This window comes from Prosthecobacter sp. (assembly GCF_044232965.1).
Taxonomy (GTDB): Bacteria; Verrucomicrobiota; Verrucomicrobiia; order Verrucomicrobiales; family Verrucomicrobiaceae; genus Prosthecobacter.
This window is the reverse complement of the sequence record NZ_JBIIKX010000010.1, coordinates 120715-126855: the sequence shown is the minus strand read 5'-3', so window position 1 is coordinate 126855 and position 6141 is coordinate 120715. Positions and strand designations below refer to the sequence as shown.

The following is a 6141-nucleotide window of genomic DNA, read 5'->3' as shown; positions in this document are numbered from 1 at the left end:
CCCTCTTTTTCAACAGGCTGTTAGGCTTGTACAGCTCTTCCATGCATAGCGCCAGATTGAAGCAACTCACGAACACATCGGGATGTTGATCGCCAAGAACACGTTCTCGGAGTTTCAGCACAGCTCGATGCTCTTGTTCAGACTCGACATACTTTTTCTGGGCAAACAGCGCGTTCGCTAGATTACCGCGACTACGCAGAGTGTCTTGGTGCTCCGAGCCGAAGACCTTCTCCTCGATCACAATACGGGCGCGAATCTTCCGCAAACGCTCAGCAGGTTTGTCATCAGTCCACATGGCGGCAATCGCCAGGTCCAGACGGCTCATCAAGACCTCAGGCTGTCCAGGCCCAATTAAGCGCACCAATATCTTTTGCAGCGCAAGTTGCTCCTCCCTGGCTTCCGCATGCTTGCCTTGGGCGCGCAAAGCATTGACCAGATGGTTGCGAGTGCGCAAGGTTTCCGTGTGCTCTGCTCCGAGGACCTTCTCGTGCTCCATTATCTCCGCACGAAGCTCCGCCACTTTCGTCTCCGCCGCAGGCGGCACGGCCTTTGTATAGGGAGCCGCTGTGACAGGCGCTGAATGTTGCGCACGCGCATCTTCCTGGCATTGCAGAACAGCCAGGAGCGCCAAAGTGCATGTGAACGCGGGCTTCATAACCGCCAACAGCGTGACAGTTTGCCTATGAGGATTCAAGACGAAAACTCTCGGACGTGGCAACGAGCCATTCCGCCTAAATCGGCCAGGAGCTCCTCCTGCCCGAGCTGAAGCCGCTGAATTGAATCTTCAGACCTCCACGACAAGGTCTGGTCGAAACGGCCCCACCTCCTCACGCGGATAACCACGCGGATTCGCAATGACGCGCGTTTCGCCGATGTGGTAATCCGACTGGCTGTGAATGTGCCCATGAACCCACAGCAGCGCGTTGGAGGCCAGCACAAGGCTTTCCAAATCGGACGCAAAGGCACAGTTCAGCGGATCACCCTGAAACTTCGGCGGGATCGAGCGTGGCGAGGGCGCGTGATGCGTGAGCACGACGATCTTCCTGCCTGAGTACTGCTCAAACTGCTGCCGCAGCCACAAAACGGAGTCCGCATGGATGCGCCGCAGGTTCCCGGCTCGAAGCCGGCTGTAACCTGGATAAAACCGGATGCGCCGGAAGTCATTCATCGCCCCCTCCGCCACCAGTGCGCCGATGGAAGGATCGTTCCCAAGCGCAAAGTCCGTCCACAGCGTGCAACCGAGAAACACCACGTCACCGATCTCGACGGCCTTGTTTTCCATCACATGGATGTTCGTCCCCGCCGTCTCCTCTTCGAGTTTGTGCGTCAGCTTCGGAATGTCATGCCCATAGAACTCGTGATTGCCCATCAGATAGAGCACGGGCCTGTCCGGGAAGGTTTCCTTCGCCCACCGCACCCCATGATGCCCAGGCGACGTGTCTCCCGCGAGGATCACCACATCCGCGTTCGTTTGTGGCGGCGTGAACGGCGCAAACTCCAGATGTAGATCGCTGAGGAGGTGAAGTTTCATGGTTCACTTGCTTTCAGAGACAGAAGCTGACAGAAAAATGGGGGCAGAAAATCAGATCACTCCATTTTTCTGCCCCCATTTGCTGTCAGTTGATTTGGAATCTCACACCGCTCGGTTCACCGCGCTGAGCACGGCTTTGATGGAGGCGAGTTCGATATTGGTATCGACACCAGCACCCCATACCGTCTTGCCAGCAGCCGTTTTGATCTGGATGAAGGCGAGGGCGCTGGCTTCAGTGCCGCTGCTGAGGCTTTGCTCGCGGTAGGTGGTGACTTCGAAGCCCGGCGCACCGGCGTCGTTGATCAACGCATGCACAAAGGCCGCAATCGGGCCGTTGCCTTGGCCGGTGATGCCGCGTTCCTGGCCGTTGAAGACCAAACTGCAGCGGCAGGTGAAGACGCCGTCCACGCCGTCGGCATGGAAGTGGTGGAGCGCGAAGGGCGTCTCGCGCTCGATGTATTCCTTCCAGAACATGTCCTTCAACTCCGCGCCGCTGACTTCGCGACCGAGTGAATCGACGATGTCATTCGCGATCGGACCGAACTCGCGCTGCATGTCCTTCGGCAGTTCGATGCCAAATTCACTTTCGAGAAGATACGCGACGCCGCCTTTGCCACTCTGCGAGTTCACGCGGATCACCTCGCGGTATTCGCGACCGATGTCGTTCGGGTCGATGGTGAGGTAGGGCACGTCCCAGATGGTCTTGTGCTGCTCGTAACCAGCGAGGCCCTTCTTGATGGCATCCTGATGGCTGCCGCTGAAGGCGGTGAAGACCAGTTCGCCCGCGTATGGCTGGCGCGGCGGCACGGTCATGCCGGTGGTGCGCTCATACATCTGGATGAGGCCGTTCATGTCACTGAAGTCGAGCTTCGGGTCCAAACCGTGCATGTAGAGATTCATGGCGACCTGCACGATGTCAAGATTGCCGGTGCGCTCGCCATTGCCAAACAGCGTGCCTTCGACGCGATCAGCGCCCGCCAGCAAGCCGAGCTCCGTGGCGGCGGTGCCGGTGCCGCGGTCGTTGTGCGTGTGCAGGCTGACGATGAGGCTCTCGCGGTTTTTGATGTTGGTGCAGATCCACTCGATCTGATCGGCATACACGTTGGGCATGCAGACCTCGACGGTGTCCGGCAGGTTGAGGATCATCTTGTGCTGCGGCGTGGGCTGCCACACGTCCATGACGGCCTCGCTGATGTCTTTGGCAAACTCCACTTCCGTGGCGCTGAAGCTCTCCGGCGAGTATTGCAGCGTCACATGCGTGCCGCCCTCGGTGAGGCGATGCAGGCGGTCTTTGATCATTTGCGCGCCTTTGACGGCCACGGCGATGATTTCCTCCTTCGACTTGCCGAACACATACTTCCGCTGCGCGGGCGAAGTGGAGTTGTACATGTGGATGACGACCTTTTTGGCCCCGATGAGGCTTTCGACGGTCTTTTCAATCAAATCCTCACGCGCTTGCACCAGGCACTGAATGGTCACATCGCTGGGAATGCGGTTTTCCTCGATGAGGCGGCGGTTGAAGCTGAATTCGGTGTTCGAGGCGGACGGAAAGCCGACTTCGATCTCCTTGAAGCCGCATTTCACCAGCGCATCGAACATGTCGAGCTTCTGCGAGACATTCATCGGCACGGCGAGCGCCTGGTTACCATCGCGGAGATCGACGGAGCACCAGATGGGGGCTTTGGAAAGGGTTTGGGACGGCCAGCGGCGGTTCGGCAACGTGACGGGATCGAAGCGCTGGTATTTGGCGGACGGATTTTGGAACATGAGAAAACGAAGGTAACGAAGTTGAGAAGGACCGGAAGGGTGCCTGGATAAAAAGCTGCCGTGACGTGACGGCAAGGAAGGCATGACGAGGAAACGCGGGCCGCCTACCCTTGCGTAAGTCGCAGGGAGAGGAGAAGCAGAGCCGGTGCGGAGAAGGTCATGGACGGGCGGAAGAAAGCAGAGAAGGGCAGGAGGTCAAGGCTGCGCCGTCAAGGAGTCAAGAGGACGGGCGCTTCGCCAAGACTTCACCCCGATTTCACAGAAAAGAGCATGACTCGCGAAGGGCGGGTCCGCTAGACTGCGGCGCATGAACGGCTGTCTTGTGTTCTTCAAACGTCTCCTGCTCGGCGCGGGAATGATCCTTCCACTGAACTCGCTGCTCATGGAGTTCACCACGCGGGCCTGCGCATCGACGCACTGCGATCCCATCCCGACCTGGACGCATGTGCTGCTGGTACTGTTAATGCCTGCGGCCATTTTTGCCCCCTGGATGGCCCGCCGGAAGCCCGGAACCGTTTGGGAGCCTGTGGGCGCCTTCCTGCATGGCGCGGGATTGTTCTCCTCGATCCTTTATGTGCTGGCGATGGGGCCGCTGAACATCGCCGGGCTGATCATGCTGCCATTCACGCCGTTTTTCGTCCTGGGAGGGATTGAGGGGTTGCTCGGATTTCCGCTCGTGCTGGCTGCCTTGGGGCCACTCGCGGCGCTGGTGGCATGGATCATGACCTTCGTGAACACACGACGGCAGCTTGCTGAGAAAAAACTCACGACGCTTTGGCGCGGTGGACTGGTGGCAGGCCTGCTGCTCGCCGGTGTGGCTGAGTGGCGGATGGTGAGCGTGCATGAGGACATCCGCGATGCTCTGAGGGCGGTGCAATGGCAAGAAGGTGACGTCGCCAAGGCGCTGCCCAAGCTGCGCACACCTTGGCGGCAGGAGTTTTTGCTGCGCTTGTGTTACACAGGCGGCGGTGCGGGGCATTTCGGGCCGCTGGGGCATTTGTTTGATCGTGGCTTGATTCGCCAGGGACTCAGCAGGCTCGGTGATGAATCCATTCGCACGGGTTCCTTTGACCGCGAGACGCTGAGGGCGCTTTACTTCCGCGTCACAGGATCGCCCTTCAGCGATGTGCCCCCGCCTGCAGGCGTGATCCAGATGCGTGAAGGATTTCGCATGGTCGAGGACGAACGTTTTGAAACCTTCGCCTGGGATGAAGATCGCGGTGGCTCGGAGGTGGGGGCGCGCATTCGTGGTCTTTCGATGCAGTCGTCGCGCATGGACTGGCATGTCGATGCGGATTCCGCGCTGGCTCATGGCGAATGGACGCTGGAGTTTCACAATCGGCATCGCAACGCGCAAGAAGCCCGCTGCCAGATGCTGCTGCCACCGGGCGCGTGTGTCTCGCGGCTGACGCTGTGGATCGACGGTGAACCGCGTGAGGCGGCCTTCGGCGCACGTTCGCAGGTCACGCAGGCCTATCGTCAAACGGTGGTCGTGGACCGGCGTGATCCCGTTTTGGTGAACATGGCCGGGCCGGATCGTGTGCTGACGCAGTGTTTTCCCGTGCCGCCCGGCGGCAGCATGAGAATCCGCCTCGGCATCACCGCGCCGCTGGACGCGCAGACTCCGGCGGCCTTGTTCATGCCTTTGATCGTGGAGCGGAACTTCAGCATCCCGGCTGCGGTAAAGCATGCGGTGTGGGTGCAGTCACCGCAGCCGCTGGAGATCGCGGGGGTATGGAAAGACGCCGTCGCCACCCAAAATGGTGCCTGGACATGGCAGGCGGAGGTGCCGCAGGTCGAACTGGCGAAATTGAACTTCGGTGTAAAGCAAAAACCGCTGCCGAAGGTATGGACGACCGACAAACTCGCCGGCAAAGATCAGCCCGTCGTCATCGTCGAGCGCTCCCCTGCGCCAGCAACCGATTCAAATACCAAGCGACCCGTGTTTGTCATCGTGGACGCCTCGGCAGGCTTGCAGAAGCATGCGGCAACGATTCGCGGAGCGCTGCAAAAGCTGGCGACGCAGGCTCCCTTGACGATCTGGGCCAGCACCGATGGTGAGGCGCTCGAAGTTCCCGTGGCGGAGATTGAGAGCCATTTAAAGAGCGCGAACTTCACCGGCGGTCGCGATGCTCTGCCTGCCTTCAAAGCAGCGCTGCAACGCCTGCGCGGTTCCACGACTCCTGCGACGATTATCTGGCTGCACGGACCCCAACCTGCCGATCTCAGCCGCAAGGAAGTGATCAAACAACTCCTCGAGCGAGGTAGCGCGCCGCCGCAAATACACGCCCTGGAACTGGAGCACGGCCGCAACAAGCTGCTGGAAGAGCTTTATGACGCCGCGCCGGTTTTCGGCGGTCTGCGCTGGATTGGTGGTTGCGCGGATGAGTTGACCGCGACGCTGCTGAACATCCACACCGGACCGCGAACCATCACGCGTGTCTCTCGTGCCGCCACACCGCCTGCGGATGGCAAGGAAGTGTGGGACCAACTGGCCCGCCACGCCGTTTTCCGTGAAGTGATGGCCGTTTTTCAGGGACGTGATCGCGTTCCCGAAGATCAGGCCAAGAAGGCAGCGGCTCATCAATTGGTGACACCGTACTCCGGTGCCGTCGTGCTCGAAAATCAGCAGCAATACGACCGCGCCGGTCTCAAGCCCGTGGATGCCGGCAGCGCACCGCAGATTCCCACCAACGCCGCGCCCGAACCTTCAAGCTTACTGCTACTGGTCCTAGGATTGCTGGCGTTGAACCGGCGGCGGAGGTGAAGCGGTCAAAGCTGCGCCGCCACGGAGTCAAGAAGGTGGCCGCATGGCCTCTTGACCACGCCTTGACTCTCTTGAC

The 6141-nt window shown here is 60.1% G+C and carries 4 protein-coding genes; 1 reads left to right on the top strand and 3 read right to left on the bottom strand.

The annotated features are described in order from the left end of the window. The 3 genes from ACILSI_RS06760 to leuA all read right to left on the bottom strand — a co-directional run. Positions 1 to 655 (bottom strand): tetratricopeptide repeat protein (locus tag ACILSI_RS06760; RefSeq protein WP_395721094.1); only part of this gene is annotated, 655 nt, incomplete at its 3' end. 129 nt (positions 656 to 784) lie between these two features. Then, positions 785 to 1531, bottom strand: coding sequence for a metallophosphoesterase (locus ACILSI_RS06755; protein WP_395721093.1), 747 nt, complete (start codon positions 1529 to 1531; stop codon positions 785 to 787). Positions 1532 to 1633: 102 nt separating this feature from the next. Beyond that, positions 1634 to 3298: a 2-isopropylmalate synthase gene (leuA, locus tag ACILSI_RS06750; RefSeq protein ID WP_395721092.1), complete on the bottom strand. Its 1665-nt coding sequence runs from the start codon at positions 3296 to 3298 to the stop codon at positions 1634 to 1636. Positions 3299 to 3605: 307 nt separating this feature from the next. On the opposite strand from leuA, the gene ACILSI_RS06745 reads away from it, so the two are divergent. Beyond that, positions 3606 to 6065: a VIT domain-containing protein gene (locus tag ACILSI_RS06745; RefSeq protein ID WP_395721091.1), complete on the top strand. Its 2460-nt coding sequence runs from the start codon at positions 3606 to 3608 to the stop codon at positions 6063 to 6065. Positions 6066 to 6141: the final 76 nt, after the last annotated feature.